The following is a 23548-nucleotide window of genomic DNA, read 5'->3' on the forward strand; positions in this document are numbered from 1 at the left end:
CTCTATGATGCAGATTCGCGCATCAACGCACAACCGCCGTCCCACGATGAGGCTCACTGCTCGGCAGGGGTCAACGCGCGTTCCGAATAGTCGTGCAGGACGAGGGCCGTGGTCACCGCGCCGAAGCGGGCGAGGCTGTCGATGATGGTCTCGAGGCGACGCGCGTCGGAGCAGTGAACGTCGCAGAGCAGGCAGTCCTCGCCGGTGACCCTTCTGATCGCGGTGATGTCGGGGGTCCGGGCGGCCAGCGCGAGGGCCTGTTCGAGTTGCGCGTGCGAGGTGCGCAGCCGGATGTGGGCGGTGATGCCGAGCCCGAGCTTGGCGGGGTCGACGATCGCTCGATAGCCCGTGATGACGCCGGTCTTCTCGAGTCGCTGGACCCGCGCGCTCGCGGCCGGCTGCGACAGCCCGACCCGGCGGCCAAGCTCGGCGCCGGTCAGTCGGCCCTCGAGCTGGAGCAGGGCGAGGATCCGCCGGTCGATCTCGTCGAGTGATTCCATGGTTGTCGCCGCCAATGTCTTTGTGATCACTTGCCACGCTGTCGTGGATCTGTTGATTCGATCAGACTCAGAGCCTCAAGCGTCCCATGGTCGTGGGTTGCGCAAGTGAAAGCGAGGTCAGCAGTGACAGCGTTCGTCATCCTCCCGGGCATCGACGGCTCCGATGGTGTGCACTGGCAAACACGCTGGGAACAGGCCTGGGGCGACCGCGCCGTACGGATCGTGCCCTCGTCGTGGAGTGAGCCTGAGCTGGACGACTGGGTTGCCGCGACACAGCGGGCGTACGACGATGCACGCGGCCGTGACGATGACGTGGTGCTGGTGGCGCACAGCCTGGGCTGCTGGACCGCCGCCGCTTGGCTCGCCGCGGGAGGATCGGCCACAGCCGCACTCCTCGTAGCACCTCCAGACACTCAGCACCCCACGTTCCCCGACCGCGCGCGAACGTTCCAGGCCGTCCCGACGCAGCCCCTCCCCTGCCCTTCGCTGCTGGTGGCCAGCACGGACGACCCGTACTGCACAGCAGCACGAGCAACCACCTTCGCCGACGCGTGGAAGGCGGACTGTCACCTCGTGGACAACGCCGGCCACCTCAACTCCGCCACCAACCTCGCCGACTGGCCCCTCGGCCGCGACCTACTCAACGGCCTACTCGCAAACGCCCCGACCTAGCAGTCGACATGCCGCGGAGCTCGCACGGGACGGTGCGGTCTCGTACCGTCGGCTGAGGTCGAGCGGGAGGTGGTGTGGGAGGTGGTGGGTGTGTGGGATCGGTGTGCGGTGGTGTGTGTTGGGGATCTTGTTGAGGACGTGGTGGTTTGGGCGGCGGGGGTGGCGCGGGGTGGGACCGACAACCCGGCGCGGATCAGCCGGACACGCGGCGGCGCGGCGGCGAACGTGGCTGCCTTTGCCGGGCGGCTCGGGACGGCGGTGCGGTTCGTTGGGCGGGTCGGAGACGACGCGGTCGGCGCGGCTCTGGTGCGGGACCTGACCGACGCCGGGGTTGACGCGAAGGTCCAACGGCAAGGGCGGACCGGCGCCATCGTCATCATCGTGGACCCGTGCGGTGAACGCACGATGTACCCGGACCGGGCCGCCGCAGCCGAGTTGGCCGACGTACCGGACCTGTGGCTGTCCGGCGCGCGAGTCGTCCACCTATCGGCGTACTCCCTCGTCGGCCCGTCGCTGTCCGTCCTCCGCCGCGCCTCGCAGATCGCGCACGCAGAAGGCGCGATCCTCACCATCGACGCGTCCTCGATCGCACTCATCGACTCCATCGGGCCCGCACAGTTCCGCGACCTGATCAGCAGGCTCCAACCGACCTACCTCTTTGCCAACGGCATCGAAGCCGACGTCGGCTCCCTGCGCGACCTCGCGACATCCGGTACGACGGTTGTGGTCAAGAACGGCGTCGAACCCACCGAGATCCATCTCGCCGGCAACGGGACAACAACTGTCCCGGTTCCCCCGGTCGACGAAGTACGCGACACGACCGCTGCGGGCGATGCGTTCGCAGCAGGCTTCCTGTCCGCCGTACTCGACGACGCCGACCCCGTCGACGCGGTCAAGGCGGGCCATACCCTTGCCAGGCGGGTTCTCGGCGAGCCCGGTGCCACGCTGTCCATGACCGCCGACGAGATCGGAACCGCGCGTGATTGAGCCCATCCTGTCCGACGACGTGGCCCAAGCCCTGGCCGAGCACCGCGCCGTCGTCGCGCTCGAGTCGACGATCTTCTCCAACCTCGGACTGCCCGCCCCGGCCAACGCCGAAGCACTCGAGCTCTGCAAACAGGCGGTACGAGACCACGGCGCGGTACCGGCCGTCGCCGCGATCCTCGACGGTCAAGCACACCTCGGCCTCTCGCCGGACGAAGAGAAGCGAGTACTGCAAGGCACCCGCAAGGTCGCCGAGCGCGATCTTGCGGTCGCGCAGGCACAGGGATGGGACGTCGGCGTCACGACCGTCTCGGCCACCGTCTCGCTCGCGCACGCCGCCGGCATCTCGGTGTTCGCCACCGGCGGTATCGGCGGGGTCCACCGCGGATCGGAGCTCAGCGGAGACGTCTCGGCCGACCTGGACGCCATCGCCAACCACCCGGTCATCACCGTCTGCGCCGGCGCCAAGGCGTTCCTCGACCTACCCCGAACACTCGAGTATCTCGAGACCGCCGGCGTACCGGTCCTGGGTTGGCAGCACGGCTGGTTCCCGGCCTTCTACACGCGGTCGAGCGGCCTGCCGGTCCCGCACCGCGTCGACGACGAGCGAGTGGTCTGCGACGTGCTCCGTTTCAGGGCGAGGCCGGCGACCGGTGTCCTGCTGACGGTTCCGATTCCTGTCGAGGACGAGATCCCAGCGGCGCGTATCGACGCCGTACTCACGGCTGCGTTGGAGGCGAGCGTACGGGCAGGAGTCGCGGGTCCCGCTGTAACGCCGTACGTGCTCGCGAGGATCGAGAAGGAGACGGACGGGCAGAGCATCCCGGCCAACCTCGCGTTGGCCCGGAACAACGCTGCCGTCGCGGCCCGGATCGCCGTCGCGCTGACTCAGTAGGTCTTGTAGTAGATCAGCTCGCCCGACTCGCCGGACGCGGCGCCTTCGCTCGGGATGAAGACGGTGATGACGAGGGCAGGCTGACCGTTCGGGGCCTTCAGGTTGGTGACGGTGGGGTTGGCGAACGCGGTGCTGCCGCCGTCCGTGGAGATCGTCGTACGGTCGGCATTGCCGGTCTGGTAGTCGTACACGAAGGTTCGCCAGGAACCGAAGTCGCCCTTGGTGTACTGCCCTTCGATCAGCCCGAAGCTGTAGCCGCGGAAGGTCGTGTTGTCACGGTCGCCGATGTTGCCGTTCACGCCCCAGTAGAGAAGGGCGTTGTCGAAGTTCGGCTGCGCGGCGGTGGACCACGAGCTGAAGTTGGTGAGCGTTCCGCGCTGCTGGCGGTCGCGATCGCAGTTCCACCAGTAGTGGCCGCCGACATCGATCGTCGAGTGGTCGATGTCGGGCGACAACGTGACGCTGTAGATGTTCGGCGTACCCTCCGCGCACGACGAGAGCCGGCGAGGTGCGTCGTACGCGCGACTGACCTGGCCCGCGAGGAGATCAGTCCGATTCGCGAAGTACCGCAGGGCGAGGTGGTTGTTGCCGCCGCCGGGCTGTTCCTGTTCCCAGGCGAGGACGAATCCGCCGTTCGAGGCTTGGACGATCGTCGGCTGTGACGCCGGCCCGGTGTTGCTCCCGGCGAGTTCGCGGACCCAGTGCCAGTTGAGGAGATCCGACGACGTCGCAAGGTTCACCCGGAAGTGCCCGTCGCCGGCCAGGTGGTGCGAGACCGCGAGGTACCCACCGGTCGAGTCCTGGATGATCTTCACGGTGTCCATCACATGACCGGCGTCGTCCTTCACGCCGTACCGCTTCCCGGTGGCGCCGGCGACGTTCTCGACGATGCCGCGCAACTCCGCGCGCGCCGGATCCGAAGCGGCCGTCGTCGCAGCCTCCGCCGGCACCACCAACCCGGCGAGGCAGGTCACGACCAGCACAACACGAAGAACTCTCAGCATGGGCGGCGTCCTCTGTGATGGATTGCTGCAGATCCTCACCTGAAAACGTTACGCCACTCTGCGTCCTGGCGCTGTTGTTACTGGACCTTGGCGGAGACCGCGCTGTGCAGGCTCCCGGTCACTGTGGCGACGGTCGAGGCCACCTGGGCGGTGGTGAAGCGGAACTTCTCCCGCGACGTCGAATCGCTGGTGATCTGCAGGTAGATCCTGATCACGTAGTTGTCCTGCTGCACCTGTGCGGCCACGACGTCTTCCGTGCCCAGCTCGGCTGTCACCAGCTTGCCGACGGTCCAGGCACCCGGCAGGTCCTTCGTCGTACCTCCGAGCTTCTCCGCCTCGGCGAGCCGAGCCGCGAACCTCTCATCCGCCTCGGCCTTGCCGCCATACCCGGCAACCGAGATCATCAGCCGAGCCGGGACGAGGTCCTCCTTGTTCCCGGCCACGTTCGTGAGCTGCGGCAGCTTCAGCTGCGCCGCACACTGCGGGCCGGCAGGCTCGACGCCACTCCCCTTCGCAACCTCGGCTGGGCCGGACTCGTATCCGGGCGAACCGAGCACCTTCACCAGCGGCGCCAGTGACGTCAACTGACACACCTTCAGTCCGGCGATCACGCTGGTGGCGTCGCGCCCGGCCTTGCTCGACTTCGGCTGCTCCGCCTCGCTTTCACCGCCGCAGCCGGCTGCGGCCGACAGTACGGCGGCGGCGACCACGACACCGGCCAAGCGCCGGACGCGGGCCCTGCGGACACGACGGACGTGCGGACTCATGAATCACCGCTCCTGAAGGCTCGACTGCGAGACCGACGATGCTAGCTCCAAGCGGTGTCAACACTCCTCAGACAAGACACAGCGTGCTCACGACTTGTTGCTGTTTGGACGAGGTGGCCGAAGACGACCGAGCGGTCCTGGGAGTGCAAGAGGTCCTGGCAGGTGGTCAGTACGGGCGTCTGTCACCAGCTGACCGCGACCATGGCAGTCACCCCCGCTCGTGGGTGGCGCGGGCTGCCTCGCGGTGCATGCGGGCGAACTCCGCGCGGAACTGCGGCCGCTCGGTGATCGGCTCCGACCACGGCACCCGGACCTGCACACGATTGCCGTCGGCAACTTCCGTGGTGAAGACGGCGCCGTCCGGTTCGAGCCCGGTCAGTTCGACCGCGGTCGCGTCCGGTCGCCCGCCGAGCGTGTGCACGATGCCCAGCGAGTGGTCGGCATGGTCGGTGTTCATGTGCTTGAGTACGGCAGCCACGACATCGGGCGCGAACGGATCGCTCATGCCTTCTTCCTCCTTCGGGTGGCGAGCGTGACGATCACACCTGCCAGCAGGAGTACGGCGCCGCCGACGGGCAACCACAGCGCCGCACCACCCGTGCTCGCGAGGGCCCCGGTCGCCTTGGTCGGCGCATCCGAGTCCTCCGCATCGGACGTCCCATCGGTTGGGTTCGTCGTCGAGGTCTGGGTTGGGGTCGGCGTAGCGGTCGGGGTCGGCGTGGGAGCTCCCGCCCCGGCCACAGAGAAGCTCGCGGAGGCACTGACTCCCTCCGGCCCGGCCAACGTCACCACGTGCTTTCCGACCGCGAAGTCGCTCGGCACCGACCACGTGAACCCGACCTTGCCACTCACATCCGCCACCTGCTCCCCCAGCGCCGGACTACCCGCGGCCAAAGCCCCAGCCGCCTTGAACTCGAGCGGCACCCGTACGTCGAAAGCACGGTTCGCCGTCGCCCGATGATCCGCGCGCAGATACAACACGCACCCCTTCGACGCGGTCGAGCAGTCGGTGAGATCGTCCTTCGACGAAACCTTCACCGTCGTCCGGGCGACCAGATCTGTCCCGATCGGTACGACGATGTTCTCCGACCCGGCGTACGGGTAGTTGGTGATCCACTGCGACTGCCCGGTCTCGCCGCTCATGTCCACGCCGCCGATCGCCGGGGACGCCTGCTGCCCGGGCCCGGTGTCGACCGCGGTCAGCACGTAGAACCCACTCGGCGCCGCCGCAGTGTTCTCCTTGCTGTTCGTCAGACCGCTGACCTTCACCGCGACCTCGGCCCCGTCGACGATCACCAGCTTGCCTCCGGCAACGGACAACGACTTGCCGTCCGCCGCGCTGACCGTGACCGTCTGCCCGTGCGTATTGCTGAAGCTGTACGTCGTAGCGCCCGGCGGAGCCGCACCGTCAACGGTCGCGGTCACCTTCTGACCCACAGGGAATCCGGTGCCCTCGACAACCAGTTCCTCGCCCCGCTTCACCGTCGACGGAGCGACCGTCACCTTCGGGTCCGCGGCCGTGACCGTCAACGTCGCAGCGTTCGAGGTCGCCGATCCGGCCGTGTTGCTGAACACAGCCCGGAAGCGCGACCCGTTGTCGGTCGCTCGCACTGCGGCCAGCCGCAGAGTCTTGGTAACAGCCGACTCGGATGCGACGGGTGCCCACGTCTTACCCTCGTCGGTACTACGTTCCCACTGCACCGCGGGATCCGGCGTACCCGTGACCTCGGCGGTGAACTCGACGTTGCCGCCAGCAACAACCGACACAGCCGCCGGCTGTTTGGTCACCACCGGAAGGACCGGCTGCGGACCGGCATCCTTGAAAGTGATCGCCTGGAACGAGTCCTGTGTCCGATCGCCGCGCAGGTCGACCGCCTCATTGTCCGCGGCCAGCGGTGAGCTGAAGCTCGCGACATAACAGGCGGCAGTCTTGCAGTCGACGTCGGCACCTTCGTTCGTGAACGTCACCGCAGTCACCACAGACGTCTCGAACGTCCCGGCCGCCGATGTGACGACCCGCTGCGCCCCGGAGAACGGCGACGGGTTCGACGCCCCCGAGGTGCCTTGCGGCGTCTGCGCGACGTACAGCACGCGATTCGGCGCATAGCCCGCACCCTTGACGGTCACGCTCTGACCGTCGGTGAGATCGGTGCGAGGTTCAACGGTCAGCCCCGGCGTCCCGGCGTTGCCGAAGACGATCGGCGTCAGCAGTTCCTGTGCCGCATTAGGCGCGGCCCCACCGGCGGCGTACGTCGCGACGCCGTACGTCCCCGACGCGCCGTCGGCCGGCTTCACGGTCAGCGTGGTCTCGAAGGTGCCCTCCGGTGTCAGCGTGACGTACGCCGGATCCTGGGACGGCCGCGACGCATCGGGTAGCGCCCACTTCTGGTCCAGCACGCGGCGCGCACCGGCGGGTGCACCGTCCGACGGTCGCCACGTCTTGTCGAAGCTCCCGAACACCACGTACACCCCGGCGGGCCGGCCCGGCGTCACCGGCGGACGCGTCGACAGGTTGGCAGCCGGGTCGAACCCACTGCCGCGCACGGTCGCGGTCACACCCGCCGCCGGTACGACGCCCAGCGGCTGACCGTCCGCGCGCAGCAGCTCCAGCTTGGGCTGCCACGTCGGCGGGCTCGTCAGCTTCACGGAGAAGCTGATCGGGTCGAGCGCCGTACCGGCACTGTAGAAACCGGCGAAGGCGGGAACGCCGGCTTCGGTCAGCGTGGCCGGCGCACCGACGACGTGTGCGACGCCGTTCTCGACGACGACCGGGTGGGTCGCGAAGTCCACATCGGCGAGTTCGACGTCGTCGTACGTCGTGAGCTGACCGGTGTCGAGCGCCTTGCTGATCACGTCCGCAATCAGTTTGCCGGTGCTGCCGTTGAGCCCGACGCGAATGTCGCGGACGGTCACCTCGAGCAGCGGGTTCCCGGGCTGGGTCTCATGGCCCTTGAAGTAGACGCCCCCGGCGAAGCCGACCTGTGTCGCAGTGCCGGCGCCCTCGGCGAACCGGAACGTGCCGTTGGTGTTGCGGGTCGCCGGCGACAGCATGGTGATCGAGCCGTGCGCGATGTTGCCTTCGATGTAGCTGCGGAACGAGGCCTTGAGTCCCCAGTCGAGCATGCCTTCCGGCGGCGGCTGGTCGTTGTTCTCGTCACCTTGGAAGGTGACCTTGACGCCGAGCTCGTGCGCCGCGTTCACCGCGCCGCCGCCCGGGTAGGTGTAGACGCCGTAGTTGCGCGGGTTCTCGGCGACCCTCTTGGTCTTGACCGTCACCTCGAACGTGCCGTCCGGGTTCAGCAGGACCATCTTCGGCTTCTGCAGCGGATAGTCGGTCTGCACCTGGTCGTACGACGGTTGCGGCACCGCCCACTTGGTGTCGATCAGCGTCCGGGTGGACGCGTCGGCTCCGGTCGACGGCTGCCAGACGTCGGCGAACGAGCCGAACACGACGTACACCCCCGCCGGCTGGCCCGGTGTCACCGGGACGCGGGTCGACACGTTCGCCGCCGGGTCGAAGCCGGAGCCCTTGACCACCAGCTCCTCCCCCGCGACAACCCCAGCGGTCTTCGACACCTCGATCTTCGGCACCCACTCCTGCACCACCGGCCGCTGCACCGTCGGCGTAGAAGTCGGCGTCGACGAAGGTGTCGAGGGAGGTGTCGTCGCGGTTGGCGAAGACTCCGGCGTAGATGGCGTCGATGGTGGGGTCGTGATACTCGGAGTCGGAGTTGCTGTTGGCAACGGTGTCTCGTCGGCCGACGCGGGCACAACGCCCCAAGCGGCCAATGTCACCACCGACGCGATCAGAATCCCGAGGCGGCGGATCATACGTGCGTCTCCTTCTTGATCGCTTGCCGACGCCGGCTCATAATCACCAGCGCAGCACCTCCACCCAGCAGAACAACAGCCGCACCCAAGATCCCGAACGCGACCCCGCCCGTACTCGCGAGGCTCCCCGACTTCTTCTCCGGACCGCTCTCAGCCGACGGCTTCGACGCAGTGCTGCTAGGCGCAGAACTCGTCGGCGCAGTGCTACTCGGCGTCGCCGACGGCGTACTGCTCCCCGTGAACGTCACCGGAATCAGCACATCCGCACTACGATCCGCCGTTCGCGTGTGATCGGCGCGCGTACCGATCACGCACCCCAGCGGCGCAACCTTCTTGTCCAAGCAGTTCGTGAACGCGTCCTTCGACTTGACCTCCAACTGCACCTCGAAGGACCCCTTCCCGTTCACCTCCGTGAACGGCTTCGCGAGCCCTTCGCCGTACGACGGCGGGTTCGACGAGATCCACGCCGACGAGCCGGAGTCGCCCTTCATGTCCACGCCGCCGAGGCACGGCGTCGGCATCTGCCCCGCGCCCTTGTTCACGCAGAACACGACATAGATCCCCTTGTTCAGGTCGAATCCACTGCCGCGCACAGTCACCGCCGTACCGGCCGGGTTCAGTCCGGTGCTCTGGGAGGCGGTCACCTCCTGCCCCTGCGGTCCGGTGGCCGCCTGGGCCGCGAGCGGCCATCCGGCCAGCACCAGCGCCCCCACCACCCCGACGGTTCCGACGATCGAGCGCCGCTTCACCCTGCTCCTCCTCGTTGCATGTTTGGTTAGGCTAACCTAAGTTCTGTGACGCCACAATCGGGCCCGTCGGCCACCGCTCAGCCGCCGTTCTCGCAACTGCTCCGGGAACGGAGCCTGCGAATGCACGGGGAAGCAGAAGGCAGTTCCTACCTCGCCGCTCTCACCAAAGGTCGGCTCGACCTCACGGCGTACGCCGTTCTGGTCGCGCAGCACGCGGTGATCTACGAGTCCCTGGAGCGCCTCGCGCACGGGTTCGCCGGCGATCCGGTCGCCGGCCCGTTCGTCCTTCCCGAGCTCGATCGCCACGACGCCCTCCGCTCGGACCTCGCGTACCTGCGCTCGATCGGGATCCAGATCGGCGAGCCGACCGAGGCCACGCTCCGGTACGCCGAACGCCTGGCAGAGCTCGCCGACTGGCCGGGCGGATTCGTCGCCCATCACTACGTCCGCTACCTCGGCGATCTGTCCGGCGGCCAGGCGATCGGCCGGCTGATCGCCACCGAGTACGGACTGACCCCCGGCGGCGACGGTGTCCGTTTCTACGTGTTCGACGGCGTCTCACCGAAGCCGTTCAAGGACCGGTACCGCGCCCTGCTCGACCAAGCGCCGTTCAGCCCGGAGGAGCAGGAGCGGATCCTGGACGAGGTACTGGTCGCCTACCGTTTCAACGTCGAGGTCCTCAGCTCACTCGCCGACCAGAACTACCCCCGAGTCGCGTCATGAGCATCGCGGACGTCTCCCGCACATCCCGTACGGCGGTACTCCTCGTCCTCCTGTTGCTCGTCACGGTCGGCTGCGCGGGACCGGCCACGTCCCAGGCGAGCGCCCCGGGAGTCGTCGAGGCCTGCCGTCCGCCGGTGAAAGGCTTCGCGGTGACCTCCGACGCCGACGGCAACCCCTTGCCCAAGGCAACCTCAACGACAACTGGACCCAGCGACCCGCACACCTTCACCGGACCCGCGACCGCGAAGCTGACCGACCACTCGATCCACGCGGTCGCTGCGAATGGCGATCCGAAGCTCCCTGTCGACGTGAAGTCCTGCGACGGCAAACAGGTCCAGGTGAAGGACGTCAGCCGGATCATCCCGGTCGACCTGTACGGCACGCTGTCGGAGATCGTGTTCAGCCTCGGGCTCGGCGACAAGGTTGTCGGCCGCGATACGTCGACCGGATTCCCCGAGGCGATGAAGCTGCCCAAGGTCACGCCGACCGCGCACGACCTCAACGCCGAGGCGATCCTCGCCCTCGACCCGACCGTGGTGCTGACCGACAAGAGCATCGGCCCGCCCGAGGTGCTCGAGCAGCTGCGATCGTCCGGCGTACCGGTGATCTTCTTCGACGACGCCCGGACCATGGACGGGATGCCGAGCCAGATCCGCGCGGTCGCCGCCGCCCTCGGCGTACCGGAACGCGGCGAGGAGCTCGTCGACCGTACCCAGGCCGAGATCGTGAAGTCGCTCGAGCTCGCGCCACACGACGCGAAGCCGTTGCGGATGACGTTCCTGTACGTGCGCGGCACGGCCGGCGTGTACCTGATGAGCGGACCGGGATCAGGCGCGGACGCGATGATCGCGGCCATCGGCGGGGTCGACACCGGCACCGACATCGGCCTGGACAAACCGTTCGTACCGCTGACCAGTGAGGCGCTGATCCGGTCCCAGCCCGACGTGATCCTCGTGATGACCGAGGGCCTGAAATCGGTGCAGGGCGTCGACGGGCTGGTGAAACTGCCCGGCATCGCGCAGACGCCGGCCGGTCAGCACCGCCGGATCATCGACATGAACGACACCGAACTGCTCGGCTTCGGCCCGCGCACCGGCCGTACGGTCGCCGCGCTGGCCAAGGCCGTCTACACGCCTTGAGAGCGCGGCAGACGGTCCTGCTCGGTTCGCTGACCGTCGCCCTCGTCGTACTGGGGATCGTTGCTGCCGGCATCGGCCAACTGCACATCCCGCCCGCCGAGATCGTCGGCTCGCTCCTGCATCGGGTGCACCTGGACCTGTTCCCGATGCCGAAGCACCCGCAGGGCGACAACGCGCTGTGGAAGGTCAGGTTCCCCCGGGTCGCGCTGGCCGTGCTGGTCGGCGCCTCGCTCGCCACCGCCGGCGCGCTTATGCAGGGTGTGTTCGGCAATCCGCTGGCGGAGCCGTCGGTGGTCGGGGTCTCGTCCGGCGCTGCGGTCGGCGCGAGCCTGGTTATCGTCACGGGTACGACGTTGCTCGGCAACTGGACGACCGCGGTCGCCGCCTTCGTGACCGGTCTCGCGACGACGCTGCTCGTCCACTCGCTCTCCCGGGCGGGTCGCCGTACCGAGGTCGTCACGCTCGTGCTGACCGGGATCGCGGTCAACTCGCTGACCTTCACGCTCATCTCGTTCGCGACGTTCATCGCGAACACGAGCGCGCGGGAACAGCTCGTGTTCTGGCAGCTCGGCAGCCTCAACGGCGCGACCTGGCAGGCTGTGTCGGCGGTCGCCCCCTTCACCGTCGTCGGTGTGGTCGCGGCGCTCGGGCTCGCGCGCCGGCTCGACCTGCTCGCGCTCGGCGATCAGTCGGCGGCGCATCTCGGTGTCGACGTCGAACGGCTCCGGCTGGTCGCGATCGTGGTCGTCGCGCTGCTGGTCGGCGCGAGTGTCGCGTTCTCCGGGATCATCGGTTTCGTCGGTCTCGTCGTACCGCACCTGATCCGGATGATCGCGGGGCCGGGGCATCGGTTGCTGATCCCGGCGAGCGCCCTCGGCGGCGCCGTGCTGGTGATCCTCGCGGATCTGCTGGCGCGGACGCTGATCCGGAACGCCGACCTGCCGATCGGCATGATCACGTCGCTGGTCGGCGCACCGTTCTTCTTCTGGCTGCTCCGCCGCACCCGCAACCGCCAGGGAGGCTGGGCATGAGACACCGGCTACCACACAGACTAGACGCCGGTACGACGATCGCCGAGGTGCGCGGCGTCCACCTGAGCTTCGGCGCCGCGCCGATTCTCGCTGACGTGACGCTCCAGGTTCGAACCGGCGAAGTACTCGCACTGGTCGGACCGAACGGCGCAGGCAAGTCCACACTGCTCGGCGTACTCACCGGAGACCACACGCCCGACCAAGGTGAAGCATTGCTGGACGGGCAGGCGCTGCGGCACTGGTCGGCGGCCGAGCAGGCCATGCGCCGTGCGGTCATGTTGCAGCAGGCAACCATCTCGTTCCCGTTCACGGTCGGGCAGATCGTGGCGATGGGCCGCTCCCCCTGGTACGGGACCGAGCGTGCGGCGGACGACGAGCAAGCGATCCGGGAGGCGGTCGGCATCGCGGACGTCGGAGCGTTCACGGACCGTGTCTTCAGCTCCTTGTCCGGTGGTGAGCGGGCGCGGGTGTCGCTCGCGCGGGCGCTCGCCCAGCAGTGTCAGCTGCTTCTCCTCGACGAGCCGACCGCCGCTCTCGACCTGCACCACCAGGAGACGGTCCTCCAACTCGCCCGCGACCGCGCCGCAGCCGGTGACGCGGTGGTCGTCGTGCTGCACGACCTCAACCTGGCGGCCGGGTACGCCGACCAGGTCGCCGTACTGTCCCGCGGAACGCTCGCCGCCTACGGCGCACCGGAGCCGACCCTGACCGCCGAACTCCTGACCGAGGTGTACCGCCACCAGATCGAGGTCTGGCCGCATCCCCACACCACGACGCCGGTGATCCTTCCGTCCCGAACCTGACGACCGGGAATACACCGAGCGACCCGAGCTGTTTTGGGATTGTGCCCCAATCTGACTCCATGACCGCCCGATTCGACCTGAGCGAGCTGACGCATCGCCTCCTGGTGGGTACGGCGTCGCTGAGCGCGCCGGGACCGCTGTGGTTCCTGGTGCTCAGCGGTACGGCGAACCTCGGGACAGCGGCCGGCACCACGCAGCTTGCGCCTGGCGACGCGGCGTGGCTCGACTCACGCACCGGCTTCGTGGTGACCACAGATGATCGCGCCCACCTGGCGGTCGCGGACCTCCGGGTGGCAGTCGCGACGTACCCGCTCCCGAGTCCGATGGTGATTCGCGGGTTCTCGGCACGGCACGCGGGCGTCGCCGAGCTGGTCCGGGGCTGCCCGCTCGACGGTGCCTGCCGTGCCTCGGTGTTCGCGGACGGGTACGGCAACCTCGTCGGCGCTGCGATGACGGATTCCTGGCTGGCGGACCAGGGGTCCGACACGCGGACGGCCGATCCGCTGGTGACTCGCGTGCTCGAAGCCGTGATCGCGGACCCGGCGAACAAGTGGAGCGTCGAATCGCTCGCAGGGCTGGTTCACTTGTCCCGCTCCGCGCTCAGCGCACGGTTTCAGAAGGCACTTGGCCGTAGCCCGGTCCGGATGCTGCGGGAGGTCCGCATGGGCGCGGCCCGGAAGCTGCTGTCCGATCTGAGCCTCCCGGTCGAGGCCGTCGCGTCCCGCTGCGGCTACGGGTCGATCGCGGCGTTCAGCCGGGCGTTCGCCGCCGAGCACGGGCTGTCACCGCAGTCGTGGAGGGCCAGCAGCCTTCAGGCTCCGGGGTTGCGTAGCACCGCGAAGCCGATCCCGCTGACGACTGCGCACACTGCACCGAGCACGAGCGTCGCAGCGACGCCGTGACCGTCCACGAACAAGCCACCGACGGCTGATCCGATCGTGATCGCCGTTTGGAAGGCCGTCACCTGCAGACCCATGGCTGACTCGGTGTGTTCGCGTTCGGCACCGGCGACCCATAGCTGCGTAACGACCGGCATCATGCTGAACGCGAGCCCCCAGACGATCACGCCGGCAGCGAGCATCGGGACGCCGACGGCATAACCGGTGACGGCAAGGCCTGCGGACAGCAACAGCGGCGCTGCGGCGGAGGCGATCCGCAACCTTGATGACAAGGCGCCGGCCGCGACGTTGCCCACCAATCCGCCCAGGCCCCAGACCAGGAGCAGCCAGGCGGACCCATCCGGTGCGACGCGCATGATCGCCAGCCTGATGTACGGGTAGGCGACGAAGTTCCCCAGTGCGGCGAACACAATCATGACCAGGCCCGCGATCAGCAGCGGGTTGCGCAGCGCGCTCCGCATCATGGCAAGGCCGGCCGCCGGGTGCGCCGGAACCGCCGGGAACACCACGACGAGGAACAGCAGGCTCAGCACGGTCAGAGCGGCCGCCGCCCCGAAGACGACGCGCCACCCGGCGGTGTCCGCGCCGATGGAGGCCAGCGGTACGGCGACGATCGTCGCGACGCTCACTCCGACCGACAGACTGGTCGACACCAACCGCTCCCGCCCCGGCAGGGCCTCGACACCAGCGCCGAACGCGAACGACCAGTAGCCCGCGATCGCGATGCCGAGAATCAGGCGACTCAGCAGCACAATCGCGAAACTCGGCGCCAGCGCCACTGCCAAGTCGGACACTGCAGCCACGGCGAGCAACCCGATCAGGACCAGCCGCCGATCCGCGCGCGGCAGCACCATCGCGATCGACGGCGCCGTCACGGCACCGGCGATCGCAGTGGCGGCAACAGCCAACCCAGCGGTCCCTTCGGAGACGCCCAGGTCGGCGGCCATTCGCGGCAGCACGCTGGCCGGCAGGAACTCACTCGCCACCAGCAGGCAAATCCCCAGATCGAGAGCGAGCAAGGAAACAAGCCCGGACCGCGCCCTGGACCGCGCAGGGCGTGTGTCGGACGATTCACGCGTAGAAGTCACGTCCCTAGCCTCACGCTGACCGCTCCCCTGCGGTTGATCACCCGTCGCGAACGCTTGATCAGAACACCCGATGGGTACCCGGACGACGACGTACGACGGAAGGCTGGCTGATGAGCTCGGATCCGCAGGCGTACGAGCGCGACGACGAGAGCTCCGGCGAGCGCCTCGACCGGCACTGGAGCGAGCTGCTGCAAGAGTTGCGTCTCGTGCAGACCGGGACGCAGATCCTGTTCGCCTTCTTGCTCGGAATCGCGTTCCAGAACCAGTTCCACGCCGCGGACGGATTCACGCACACTGTGTACGCCGGCACGCTGATCGCGGCCGCGCTGGCGGTCGGGCTGTTCCTGGCACCGGTCGCACTGCACCGGGTGCTGTTCGGCCACCAGTTGCGTGACCGCCTGGTCACCATCACGGACCGCCTGGCGCAGGCCGGTATGGCGCTGCTCATCGTGTCGATGTGCGGCGGCGTACTGATCGCCCTCGACGTCGTCCTCCCCCGCCCCGCCGCGATCGCAACGGTGGCCGGCGTACTGATCTGGTTCGTGACGCTATGGCTCGCCCTCCCGGCGTACATCAGGCACAAGCGTTGATGCCGTAGAAGCGGCAGGCGGTGGTTGAGTAGATGTGTTCGCGGTCGGTGTCCGAGAGGTGGGAGAGGGCTTCGGACAGGCCGGTGAAGACGCGGTCGTATCCGCCTGCTGCGGTGGAGATCGGCCAGTCGCCGCCGTACATGAGTCGTTCCGGGCCGAAGACCTCCAAGGCGCGGTCGAGGAACGGTTGCAGCGAGTCCTGGGTCCAGGTTTCGGGGTAGAGGCCGGAGAGCTTCGCGTACACGCGCGGGTTCTCGGCGGCGGTCGCGATGAGGCTCCACCACGGCTCGCGTTCGGCCTCGCCGATCGGCGGCTTGGCGAGGTGGTCGATGACGATCCGCAGCTCGGGATGCCGTTCCGACAGGGTCGGGACGTGCTCGAGATGCCGAGGCAGTACGGCGACGTAGTCGAACGTGACGTCCGCCTGCTCGAGTTCGCCGAGCCCCTCGTCGACGTCGGGCCGCAGGATCCAGTCCGGGTCCGGGAGATCGTGGATCAGGTTGCGGATACCGACCACGCGAGGATCCTTACGCAACTGCGCGAGGCGCTCCGCAGCAACACCGGGCCGGTCGAGCGGCACATACGCCACGATCGCCGCCACTTCCGGGTGCCGATCGGCGACCTCGAGCATCAGATCCGTGTCGCCGTCGTGATCGTCGGACTGCACCAGGATGGTCGCATCGACGCCGTTGCGCACCAGGTGCGGCTTGAGCTCTTCGAAGGTGAAGGTGCGGTTCCACTGCGGTACGTGCGGGCCGAGCCACCGGTACGGCGAACGGTCCAGATCCCACACGTGCTGGTGCGCGTCGATGATCATGCCGGACCTCGCTTGTCGACCAAGTAGAGATGGGTGAGGACGAGAACGGTCTCCGCGCGCTGGTTCGTCACGCTGACCAGCTCGTGAACATAGCCGTGCGTCTCCGGCGTCCGCTTGTGGTCGGACTTCTCGGTGATGGCCGCGGTGACCGTGATCGTGTCGCCGATGAACACCGGCTTGATGAAACGGATCTTGTCGTAGCCGTACGACATCGACCGCGGATTGATGTCGCCCGCCGTCATCCCGACGGCCACCGAGAGGATCAGCGTGCCGTGCGCGATCCGCTGCCCGGCCGGCTGCGTCGCCATCCACTCGGCGTCCAGGTGATGCGGGAAGAAGTCACCGGTCTGACCGGCGTGCAGCACGATGTCCGCCTCGGTGATGGTCCGCCCGACGGTCGTGCGGCTCTCGCCGACCTCGTACTCCTCGAACCACCGCTCCGCGATCTTCATCGCTGTCCCAACAGTCGCTCGGCCAGCGTGTTGGCGCGCCGTACCAGCTCGGCATCGGTCAGCTCACCGCGGAGGGCCGAGGTGACCCACGGCGAGACGACGTCCTGGAACTCCATGTAGCCCGCCGTCCGGGGTCGCACCCACGCGCCTTCGAGCGTCTGCCGGGTCCCGCGGAAGAAGTCCCACGAGTCCTCGTTCAGACGGTCGTCGTCCCACGACGACGCGTACCCGGGCTGGCCGCCCGCGTCGTAGTACACCCCCGCTTGGACCTCCGGCGATGCCAGCCAGACGGCGTACGCCCGGGCCGGGTCGAGTTCCTGCGTGTACGCCGAGACCGCGATGCCGGCTCCCCCGAGCTGCGACCCCGCGACGCCACGCGGTCCGGCCGGAATGTCGACGTACTTGAGTCGATGAGGACGGAACGCGCTCCGCGAGTAGTTCGTGTACCCGTAGGCCAGTGGGGCGTAGGCCCATTGCCCGTCCCCCGACAGTGCTTCGGCGACCTCGATCGGGTTGGCCGCGAGGCACCACTCGGGGACCCGTTCCGCGAGTTGGTGCATCAGGTCGAGTACGGCGCCCGCGTCCGCGTCGGCGAGGAAGCGGCCCGGCTCGGCCGCGACCGGCGTACCGCGGTTGGCGGCGAGAGTGCACAGGGTCGAGTACGAGTCGATCGGCTTCGCGGGCCAGAGCACCCTGCCATCGCGCGCCAGCTCGAGTACACCGTCCCAGTCCGTCGGTGGCGTGGGCAGCAGGTCAGGGCGATGTACGGCGACCTGCGCGGCGGAGTCGGTGGCGAGTCCGTATTGGTGACCGTCGTGGGTGTACGACGCGTGGCTGTCGCCCACGGCATCGTTTGCTAGCGCTGCTAGCTCTTCGTCGTGACCGGCTCCATCTAGCGGTGCTAGCAGTCCCTCGGACGCCGCCAGCGGTACGTGTGGATGGTCGATGACGAGCAGGTCGTAGCGGGACGCAAGCCCCTCGATCGGCTCGTCGGCGAAGGCCTGGAGCGAGCGGTACTCCCACTGCACGTCGACACCGGTACGACGGGCGTACTCCTTCGCGGCCGCGACCTGGCAGTCGTACCCACGCGGATGCTCCCAGGTCATGCCACGCAACGTCGTCATGCGATCTCCTGTTCGACGGGATCGTGTTCGCCGAGCCGGGGCGCCGGCCGCGAGTTGGTCAGCCGCTCGCCGTCGATCCGGATCGGGCTCCGCGTCGTGGTCAGCTCGAGACCGTCACGGTGAAGCTCCTGCGTCATCGCGATCGCCCGGAAGCCGTCGTGCGCGACCAGCTCATCCAAGGTGAGAACGGGCGCGCACCACACGTCCTCGGCGTCGAGAACGGCCAGCCATTCCTCGCGCGTCCGGGTGCTGAGCCGTTCCGACAGCAGCTCCTCGATCTCCTCCTGCCGATCCCACCACGACTGCGGATCGGTCATCGCCTCGACCTCGGGCAACTCGAGCAACCGGCCGATCGTCGGGACCGGGTTCATGGCGATCGCGAGGTACCCGTCGCTGGTCGGATAGATGCCGTACGGCGCCGGCAGGAACGCGTGCGCCGAGCGGTTACCCTTCCGCCGTACGGCGATCGACGGGTCGTTCAACCGCGTCGTCAGCAGCTCGAACTCGAGATCGAGCAGCGCTTCCAGCAGACTGGTCTGCGCCTGACCGCCTCGACCGGTGCGGAACCGTCGTACCAGCAGCGCCGTGATGCCCTGGGCGAGATGGCAGCTGGCGAGATGGTCGGCGACGGCCAGCCCGACCGGCACCGGCGGATCGTCGCGGGAACCGTTCAGCCAGGGCAGGCCGGCGATAGACTGGGCGAGCAGATCCTGCCCCGGCCGGTCCTTGAACGGACCCGTGTCGCCGTACCCGCTGACACTGCCGTAGATGATGCCGGGGTTGATCCGGCGTACCGTCTCGTAGTCGAGGCCGAGCCGTTCCATCACGCCGGGACGGAAGTTCGAGACCACCACATCGGCCGCCGCGACCAGCGCCCGCACCTTGCTCAGGTCGGCCGGGTCCTTCAGGTCGGCGACGATGCTCTCCTTGTTCCGGTTCATCGCGTGGAACGACATGCTGTCGCCCTCGATCATCCGGCCGGCGAAGGCGAGTTGCCGGCCGGCGTCGCCGCTGCCCGGGCGCTCGATCTTGATCACCCGCGCGCCCAGATCGGCCAGCCGCAGCGCCGCCACCGGCCCGGCCAGGAACTGGCTGAAGTCGAGGACGGTGACCCCGGACAGGGGAAGTTCCGTCACCACTCGGTTCCCATCGTTGTTCCTCTCAGATCCTTCATGCTTCGTACTCAGGCGGCTCGCCACCACGCGCGGCGGAGGTGTACGCCGCCTCGACCACCGCCATCGTGCGGAAGACGTCCTCCACCGACGTCGGCAGCGAAGGGATCGAGCCCTCCAGGTAGCGCTGGACCACTCCCATCGAGCCGATGAACGCGTCGGGGAACCACGAGCCCTCGAACGGCACCGGCCGCCAGCCCTCCGCCGGCCGGTCGTCGGTGACCAGCTCGAGCCGGTCCTCACCACCGCGCGGGTAGTCGAGCAACAGCCCGAGCTGCACGCGTACGGCGCCCTTCGTGCCCTCCCACTTGATGTAGCTCTCCTCGTACCGTTCACCGAAGCGGTGGTCGTGATTCGTCGACACCACGACCCGCACCGGCCGGTCGCCGTACGTCAGGGCGATGTCGGAGCGGCTGTTCGCGTGGGTCTTCTCCGGGTGCCGCACAGTGACCGCGGACACGCCCGTCGGATCGCCCAGGAACGAACGGACCAGGTCCAGGTAGTGCACGCTGTGCATGTTGATCTCGAGCCGGTCGAGCTCGAGAACGTACGGGAACATCTCCCACGGCGTACGGGCCGAGACCCGGATCTCGAAGTCGTAAAGCTCGCCAATGATGCCGTCGGCAATCAGCTTGCGCGCGACGGCGACGTACGGCGCGAACCGCAGTTGGGTGTTGACGGCGGCGACGAGGCCCTTGCGGCGGCAGACCTCGCGGGTGCGGATGCCGTCGGCGAGATGGTTGCCCAAGGGTTTCTGGAGCAGTACCGCGGATCCGTCGGGCAGCTGTTCGAGGACGTCGACGTGGGCCTCGGGCGGGAGGGCAATGTCGTACACCGCGTTGGGCGGTGCGGCTGCGACGGCGGCAGCGACATCGTCGTACGCGTTCGGTATGCCGTACTTGCTTTGGAGGGCCTGTGCCCGGTCGAGTTGGAGGTCGGTGATGCTCGCGACGGGGAAACCGGCCTTGCTGTACGCGGGCAGGTGGGCGTCGCGGACGATGCCGCCGGCGCCGACGATCACGATCGGGCGCGGGTCGGCCGGCAGGGCGAGGGTGTAGCCGGGGTGCGGTGCGAACTCCGGAAGGCTCATCAGCCCTTCACCGCCCCGACCGTCTCGCCGCGGATGAGGAACCGCTGGGCGCCGAGGAAGACCGCCAGCAGCGGCAGCATCGAGATGAACGTCGCCAGCGCCAGCTGCGGCATGTAGAGCTTCACGTCCAGGCCGGCCGCAACGGTCGGGTTGAACAGCGGGCTCGCACCGATCAGCTGCTGCAGGCCTATCGACACGGTCTGGTTCTTCTGGTTCGACGACAGCAACGCCAGCGGCAGGAAGAAGTTCGTCCAGTTCGCGACGAAGGCGAAGAACGCGACGAGTACGACGACCTGCTTGGAGATGCGCAGCCCGATCCACCAGAACACCGACACCTCCCCGAGCCCGTCCAGGCGGGCCGCCTCGACGAGTTCCTTCGGCATCGTGGTGAGGTAGTGGATGTAGGACAGGTACACGCCGAACGGGAAGAACCCCATGATCAGCGCGACCGGCCACAGCTGGCCGACCGCACCGACCGCGTTCACCTCGAGGAACAGCGGGATCACCAGCACGGTGTTCGGCATCACCATCGTGACCAGGGTGATCAGGAGCACCGCCCTGCGGGCACGGAACCGCAGCCGTGCCATCGCGTAGCCGGCGGGCAGCGCCGCGACGACGGCGAGGACCGCTCCCCCGGCCGCCACGACGAGCGAGTTCGTCAGCCAGCGCGTGAACAGGCCGCCCTCCGGGCCGAACCCGTTGACCTGCGACCAGCTGTACCGGACGTTGCTCCAGGCAATGTCTCCGAGGCCGAGGAACCCGCCGCTGCCGTTCTCCACGCCGTCGTTGGAGCGGAACGCCATCGCGACGAAACCGGCGATCGGCACCAGGAAGATCGCGGCGACGAACAGCATCGACACGACCCTGGCCAGCCTGCCGGGACTCCAGCTCTCAATACGTGTCATTCAGTCGTCCTCCTTGCCGAACAGCCCGCTGCGGAACACGATCAGCAGTCCGATGCCGAGTGTGATCACGAGCAGGATCAGCGACATCGCCGCCGCGGCCGGGAAGTTGTAGTTGCTGAAGGCAAACGCGTACCCGAGTTGCGTCGGCGTCCACTGGTCGGGCAGCGCGTTGCTCGCCACCTGGTCGAGGAGCTGCGGCTCGAGGAACAGCTGGAACCCGTACGCGAGATTCATCAACGCGGCGTACCCGATCCACGGCCGGATGATCGGGAGTTTGACGTGCCAGGCGAGCTGCCACGCGTTCGCGCCGTCCAGGGCGGCCGCCTCGAGGACGTCCTCGGAGATGCCGTTCAGCCCGCCGTTGACGACGACGATCCAGGAGCCGACGCCCTGGAAGAACATCATCGCGGTGAGGATGAACGGCAGCTGCCCCGGCGCGGCGACCGCTTGTTTGATCGTGTCGACGCCGATCGCGTGCCAGAACCCTTCGATCGGCGACTGCCCGGGGTTGAGCAGGTACACCCACAGGACGAAGTTCGCGATGCCGGCCAAGGCGCCGGGGATGTAGTAGACGAACCGCATCGCCGAACCGAACCGCCCGGGGCTCGCGTGGATCAGCAGGGCGAGGCCGACGATGCCGACCATCATGATCGGCAGCCAGATCACCAGCGTCGCGAGCACGTTCTGGAACGTCTCGACGAACCGGTAGTCGGTGAACACCGTCCTGAAGCTCGCGACGCCGCCGAACCCGGTGCTCGGGTCCAGCGGAGTCGGCGGCTTCTCCAGCGCGGTCTTGATCGCGTAGCCCACCGGCACGATGCCGCCGATGAGCAGCAGGACGACGTACGGCGACAACAGGATCCACGCGCCGCGCGCCTCACTCGACCGGTTCACTTGACGGTGTAGCCCATGGCCTTGGCCTGCTTGAGGAGTTCGTCGCTGAACCCGGCCCACGCCTGGTCGACGGTCTTGCCCGACGCCAGGCCTGCAGCCATCGTCTCGGTCCACACGCTGCCTGTGTTGTAGAGCAGGTACGAGTGATCCGGCTGGACGTACGCGTTGGCGCCCTTCATCGCGGCGAAAGTCCCCGCGTTGTCGGCGAAGTACCGCCCCTTGGCCTGCTTCGCGATCCACGCATCCTGGACCGGCCCGTACGCCGGAAGACCGGTCGACAGCTCGACCTGCCACTTGGGGTCGGTGGCAACGAACTTCGCGAAGGTGAGCGTGTTCTCGAGCTGCTTACCGGTGATGTGCCGCGAGAAGCCCCACAGGCCGCCGCCCTCGTTGCCGGTGGCCGGCTTGTCCTCGCCCTGCCAGGCCAACGGCGCGACGCCCGTCATCTGACCGGCGGGGATCTTCCAGGACTGACGGAACAGGTAGTCACCCCACCAGGCGGCGCCAGGACTCATGACAAGGTCCTTGCCGACCTTTGCGGCATCCGCGTCGAAGATCCCGACGGTCGAAGCCGCCTTCGCCTGTACGAGTTTCGCGAGCAACTCCTTGGCTCGCACGCACTTCTGGTCGGTCAGGTCGAGGTGGACCTCGGTCTCGGACTTGCGGGCGTTCGTCGGGCAGCCGGACGCCCACAGATACCGGTCGGGCGCGTAGGCGTCGCCGGTGAAGCCGCTGAGCTTGCCCGGGTGCTCCTTCGCGATGCGCACCGCGAGATCGCCGTACTCCTCCCAGGTCTTGGGGACCTGGTAGCCGTTCTGGGTGAAGAACGCCTTGTTGTACCAGAAGATGTCGGGCGCGGCGTCGTTGCGCAGGCAGCGGATCTTGCCGTCGATCTTGCACGGCGCGATCACGGCGTCCTCGTACCCCTTGATCACGTCGGGCACCAGCTCGGTCAGGTCGGCGGTGAAGTTGACCTGCGCACCCGACGCCCACGCGATGTCGTCGTTCGACGGGAAGAAGATCGCGTCCGGCCAGCCCTTGCCGGCCTGGTTGAACTGCGCGAACTGCTGCTGCAGCGACTTGCCGCCGACGGTCCCGTCGATCTGGTTCAGCGTCACCTTGATCTCAGGATGCGCCTTCTGGAACGCCTTGGCGGCAGGCACCCGCGGCGGATCGACCCAGACGGTGATCGCCCCGCCGGAGTCGGTCTGCTTGACGTCCGCACCGGCCCCACCCCCCGAGGAACCGCACGCAGCCAGCAAACCCGCCGCACACACGATCACCACGGCACGCACGATCCCGGGACGTACTCCGGCTGACTTCATGAACGAACTCCCAACATCTGCTCAAACGTTAGAGCAAGACGCTAGACCGCAGACCCCAGATTGGTCAATCGTTTGCGCACGGACTTTTGCACAC

24 protein-coding genes are annotated in these 23548 nt (G+C 68.1%); 9 read left to right on the forward strand and 15 right to left on the reverse strand.

Translation table 11 applies throughout. From position 1 onward, the window contains the following. Window positions 1-53 precede the first annotated feature (53 nt). On the reverse strand, window positions 54-500 hold the full coding sequence (locus OHB24_RS36295) for an Lrp/AsnC family transcriptional regulator (protein WP_327635437.1): 447 nt from the start codon (window positions 498-500) through the stop codon (window positions 54-56). Between the two features lie 123 nt (window positions 501-623). On the opposite strand from OHB24_RS36295, the gene OHB24_RS36300 reads away from it, so the two are divergent. From OHB24_RS36300 to OHB24_RS36310, 3 genes are all read left to right on the forward strand, one after another. Continuing rightward, entirely contained in the window at window positions 624-1172 is a 549-nt protein-coding gene (locus tag OHB24_RS36300; protein ID WP_327635438.1) for an RBBP9/YdeN family alpha/beta hydrolase, read from the forward strand. 111 nt (window positions 1173-1283) lie between these two features. Continuing rightward, window positions 1284-2159, forward strand: a complete 876-nt coding sequence (locus tag OHB24_RS36305) for a carbohydrate kinase family protein (protein WP_327641143.1) — start codon at window positions 1284-1286, stop codon at window positions 2157-2159. Beyond that, window positions 2152-3051, forward strand: coding sequence for a pseudouridine-5'-phosphate glycosidase (locus tag OHB24_RS36310; RefSeq protein ID WP_327635439.1), 900 nt, complete (start codon window positions 2152-2154; stop codon window positions 3049-3051). The genes OHB24_RS36305 and OHB24_RS36310 overlap by 8 nt, the downstream gene beginning before the upstream one ends. Here the strand turns inward: OHB24_RS36310 and OHB24_RS36315 are convergent. The 5 genes from OHB24_RS36315 to OHB24_RS36335 all read right to left on the reverse strand — a co-directional run bounded on the left by OHB24_RS36315 (window position 3045) and on the right by OHB24_RS36335 (window position 9402). Continuing rightward, window positions 3045-4055, reverse strand: a complete 1011-nt coding sequence (locus tag OHB24_RS36315; protein ID WP_327635440.1) for a hypothetical protein — start codon at window positions 4053-4055, stop codon at window positions 3045-3047. The genes OHB24_RS36310 and OHB24_RS36315 overlap by 7 nt on opposite strands. Window positions 4056-4132: 77 nt before the next feature. Continuing rightward, complete coding sequence (locus OHB24_RS36320) at window positions 4133-4822, reverse strand: hypothetical protein (protein ID WP_327635441.1); 690 nt, start codon at window positions 4820-4822, stop codon at window positions 4133-4135. 208 nt (window positions 4823-5030) lie between these two features. Then, window positions 5031-5327 carry a DUF2470 domain-containing protein gene (locus tag OHB24_RS36325; protein WP_327635442.1) on the reverse strand — a complete coding sequence of 99 codons (297 nt, stop codon included), beginning with the start codon at window positions 5325-5327 and terminating at the stop codon, window positions 5031-5033. Beyond that, window positions 5324-8428 carry an HtaA domain-containing protein gene (locus OHB24_RS36330; protein WP_327635443.1) on the reverse strand — a complete coding sequence of 1035 codons (3105 nt, stop codon included), beginning with the start codon at window positions 8426-8428 and terminating at the stop codon, window positions 5324-5326. The genes OHB24_RS36325 and OHB24_RS36330 overlap by 4 nt, the downstream gene beginning before the upstream one ends. Window positions 8429-8649: 221 nt before the next feature. Next, the gene (locus OHB24_RS36335; RefSeq protein ID WP_327635444.1) at window positions 8650-9402 is read right to left on the reverse strand and encodes a hypothetical protein; all 753 of its coding nucleotides are present in this window, start codon (window positions 9400-9402) and stop codon (window positions 8650-8652) included. 45 nt (window positions 9403-9447) lie between these two features. On the opposite strand from OHB24_RS36335, the gene OHB24_RS36340 reads away from it, so the two are divergent. Genes OHB24_RS36340 through OHB24_RS36360 form a run of 5 tightly spaced genes read left to right on the forward strand, consistent with a single transcriptional unit; the run spans window position 9448 to window position 14000 of the window. Beyond that, a complete protein-coding gene (locus OHB24_RS36340) occupies window positions 9448-10125 on the forward strand; it encodes a biliverdin-producing heme oxygenase (RefSeq protein ID WP_327635445.1) in 678 nt (225 codons plus the stop codon). Continuing rightward, on the forward strand, window positions 10122-11264 hold the full coding sequence (locus OHB24_RS36345) for a heme/hemin ABC transporter substrate-binding protein (RefSeq protein WP_327635446.1): 1143 nt from the start codon (window positions 10122-10124) through the stop codon (window positions 11262-11264). The genes OHB24_RS36340 and OHB24_RS36345 overlap by 4 nt, the downstream gene beginning before the upstream one ends. Next, a complete protein-coding gene (locus OHB24_RS36350) occupies window positions 11261-12295 on the forward strand; it encodes a FecCD family ABC transporter permease (protein ID WP_327635447.1) in 1035 nt (344 codons plus the stop codon). Before OHB24_RS36345 ends, OHB24_RS36350 begins: the two co-directional genes overlap by 4 nt. Further along, window positions 12292-13098 carry a heme ABC transporter ATP-binding protein gene (locus tag OHB24_RS36355; protein WP_327635448.1) on the forward strand — a complete coding sequence of 269 codons (807 nt, stop codon included), beginning with the start codon at window positions 12292-12294 and terminating at the stop codon, window positions 13096-13098. The genes OHB24_RS36350 and OHB24_RS36355 overlap by 4 nt, the downstream gene beginning before the upstream one ends. Before the next feature lie 59 nt (window positions 13099-13157). Next, window positions 13158-14000, forward strand: a complete 843-nt coding sequence (locus tag OHB24_RS36360) for an AraC family transcriptional regulator (protein WP_327635449.1) — start codon at window positions 13158-13160, stop codon at window positions 13998-14000. Here the strand turns inward: OHB24_RS36360 and OHB24_RS36365 are convergent. Beyond that, on the reverse strand, window positions 13910-15085 hold the full coding sequence (locus tag OHB24_RS36365) for an MFS transporter (protein ID WP_327635450.1): 1176 nt from the start codon (window positions 15083-15085) through the stop codon (window positions 13910-13912). The two genes, OHB24_RS36360 and OHB24_RS36365, sit on opposite strands and share 91 nt — an antisense overlap. Before the next feature lie 110 nt (window positions 15086-15195). Between OHB24_RS36365 and OHB24_RS36370 the strand changes: the two genes are divergently transcribed. After that, window positions 15196-15675 (forward strand): DUF6328 family protein, encoded by a 480-nt coding sequence (locus OHB24_RS36370; RefSeq protein WP_327635451.1) that lies wholly within the window; start codon window positions 15196-15198, stop codon window positions 15673-15675. Here the strand turns inward: OHB24_RS36370 and OHB24_RS36375 are convergent. The 8 genes from OHB24_RS36375 to OHB24_RS36410 are packed head-to-tail and all read right to left on the reverse strand — an operon-like array spanning window position 15659 to window position 23454. Next, window positions 15659-16492, reverse strand: a complete 834-nt coding sequence (locus OHB24_RS36375; RefSeq protein WP_327635452.1) for an amidohydrolase family protein — start codon at window positions 16490-16492, stop codon at window positions 15659-15661. The genes OHB24_RS36370 and OHB24_RS36375 overlap by 17 nt on opposite strands. Beyond that, window positions 16489-16944, reverse strand: coding sequence for a MaoC family dehydratase (locus OHB24_RS36380; protein WP_327635453.1), 456 nt, complete (start codon window positions 16942-16944; stop codon window positions 16489-16491). Before OHB24_RS36380 ends, OHB24_RS36375 begins: the two co-directional genes overlap by 4 nt. Next, window positions 16941-18068 carry an extracellular solute-binding protein gene (locus OHB24_RS36385; protein WP_327635454.1) on the reverse strand — a complete coding sequence of 376 codons (1128 nt, stop codon included), beginning with the start codon at window positions 18066-18068 and terminating at the stop codon, window positions 16941-16943. The genes OHB24_RS36380 and OHB24_RS36385 overlap by 4 nt, the downstream gene beginning before the upstream one ends. Further along, complete coding sequence (locus OHB24_RS36390) at window positions 18065-19204, reverse strand: CaiB/BaiF CoA transferase family protein (protein WP_327635455.1); 1140 nt, start codon at window positions 19202-19204, stop codon at window positions 18065-18067. Before OHB24_RS36390 ends, OHB24_RS36385 begins: the two co-directional genes overlap by 4 nt. Before the next feature lie 34 nt (window positions 19205-19238). After that, window positions 19239-20330, reverse strand: a complete 1092-nt coding sequence (locus OHB24_RS36395) for a Gfo/Idh/MocA family protein (RefSeq protein WP_327635457.1) — start codon at window positions 20328-20330, stop codon at window positions 19239-19241. Beyond that, window positions 20330-21235: a carbohydrate ABC transporter permease gene (locus tag OHB24_RS36400; RefSeq protein ID WP_327635458.1), complete on the reverse strand. Its 906-nt coding sequence runs from the start codon at window positions 21233-21235 to the stop codon at window positions 20330-20332. The genes OHB24_RS36395 and OHB24_RS36400 overlap by 1 nt, the downstream gene beginning before the upstream one ends. After that, entirely contained in the window at window positions 21236-22129 is an 894-nt protein-coding gene (locus tag OHB24_RS36405) for a carbohydrate ABC transporter permease (protein ID WP_327635459.1), read from the reverse strand. Then, complete coding sequence (locus OHB24_RS36410) at window positions 22126-23454, reverse strand: ABC transporter substrate-binding protein (RefSeq protein WP_327635460.1); 1329 nt, start codon at window positions 23452-23454, stop codon at window positions 22126-22128. The genes OHB24_RS36405 and OHB24_RS36410 overlap by 4 nt, the downstream gene beginning before the upstream one ends. Between the last annotated feature and the right edge of the window lie 94 nt (window positions 23455-23548).

It is taken from the genome of Kribbella sp. NBC_00482 (assembly GCF_036013725.1).
Lineage (GTDB): Bacteria > Actinomycetota > Actinomycetes > Propionibacteriales > Kribbellaceae > Kribbella.

Excerpts from the sequence above, each read along its gene's own strand:
- OHB24_RS36385 (WP_327635454.1), bottom strand. The coding sequence starts at position 18,068 with ATGACGACGTTGCGTGGCATGACCTGGGAGCATCCGCGTGGGTACGAC.
- OHB24_RS36370 (WP_327635451.1), top strand. The coding sequence starts at position 15,196 with ATGAGCTCGGATCCGCAGGCGTACGAGCGCGACGACGAGAGCTCCGGC.
- OHB24_RS36360 (WP_327635449.1), top strand. The coding sequence starts at position 13,158 with ATGACCGCCCGATTCGACCTGAGCGAGCTGACGCATCGCCTCCTGGTG.
- OHB24_RS36400 (WP_327635458.1), bottom strand. The coding sequence starts at position 21,235 with ATGACACGTATTGAGAGCTGGAGTCCCGGCAGGCTGGCCAGGGTCGTG.
- OHB24_RS36320 (WP_327635441.1), bottom strand. The coding sequence starts at position 4,822 with ATGAGTCCGCACGTCCGTCGTGTCCGCAGGGCCCGCGTCCGGCGCTTG.
- OHB24_RS36410 (WP_327635460.1), bottom strand. The coding sequence starts at position 23,454 with ATGAAGTCAGCCGGAGTACGTCCCGGGATCGTGCGTGCCGTGGTGATC.
- OHB24_RS36355 (WP_327635448.1), top strand. The coding sequence starts at position 12,292 with ATGAGACACCGGCTACCACACAGACTAGACGCCGGTACGACGATCGCC.
- OHB24_RS36395 (WP_327635457.1), bottom strand. The coding sequence starts at position 20,330 with ATGAGCCTTCCGGAGTTCGCACCGCACCCCGGCTACACCCTCGCCCTG.
- OHB24_RS36325 (WP_327635442.1), bottom strand. The coding sequence starts at position 5,327 with ATGAGCGATCCGTTCGCGCCCGATGTCGTGGCTGCCGTACTCAAGCAC.
- OHB24_RS36295 (WP_327635437.1), bottom strand. The coding sequence starts at position 500 with ATGGAATCACTCGACGAGATCGACCGGCGGATCCTCGCCCTGCTCCAG.
- OHB24_RS36380 (WP_327635453.1), bottom strand. The coding sequence starts at position 16,944 with ATGAAGATCGCGGAGCGGTGGTTCGAGGAGTACGAGGTCGGCGAGAGC.
- OHB24_RS36375 (WP_327635452.1), bottom strand. The coding sequence starts at position 16,492 with ATGATCATCGACGCGCACCAGCACGTGTGGGATCTGGACCGTTCGCCG.
- OHB24_RS36315 (WP_327635440.1), bottom strand. The coding sequence starts at position 4,055 with ATGCTGAGAGTTCTTCGTGTTGTGCTGGTCGTGACCTGCCTCGCCGGG.
- OHB24_RS36345 (WP_327635446.1), top strand. The coding sequence starts at position 10,122 with ATGAGCATCGCGGACGTCTCCCGCACATCCCGTACGGCGGTACTCCTC.